Source organism: Cobetia sp. 5-25-4-2 (genome assembly GCF_013374075.1).
Taxonomy (GTDB): Bacteria; Pseudomonadota; Gammaproteobacteria; order Pseudomonadales; family Halomonadaceae; genus Cobetia; species Cobetia marina.
Genome location: NZ_BLWK01000022.1, coordinates 1 through 457, shown reverse-complemented (window position 1 = coordinate 457; position 457 = coordinate 1). Strand labels below are relative to the sequence as shown.

1 protein-coding gene is annotated in these 457 nt (G+C 65.6%); it reads left to right on the top strand.

The annotated features are described in order from the left end of the window. On the top strand, window positions 1–457 hold a 457-nt coding region (locus HXS65_RS17345), incomplete at both ends, for a hypothetical protein (protein WP_218015115.1).

The following is a 457-nucleotide window of genomic DNA, read 5'->3' as shown; positions in this document are numbered from 1 at the left end:
CCGACGCTGGCCATCGAGGCAGCGGTAGATGGTGTGAGTGCCGCCGAACTGGCAGCGGGTCTGCCCACCACGGTCACCCTCAGCGATGAGGCCGTCGCCGGCGACACCGTGACGGTCACCCTGGTCGACAGCGATGACGCGTCGAACGTGATCACCACTTCAGTCGTGCTGGAAGAGGCTGACATCACCGCCGACAGCGTGGCGGTCTCCATTGCCGCCGACGACCTGACCGATGGCAGCAGCTACGCCGCGACAGCCGTGATTACCGATGTGGCGGGCAACCGCTCTGATGCCTCGAACAGCATTGATGTCGCCATCGACATCACCGCGCCGACCGCGCCGGTCATCACTACCATCAGTGACAACGTTGGCGATCTGACCGCCGCCCTGGTCGACGGTGACAGCACCGATGACACCACGCCGACCGTCTCCGGTACCGCGGAAGCCGACAGCACGG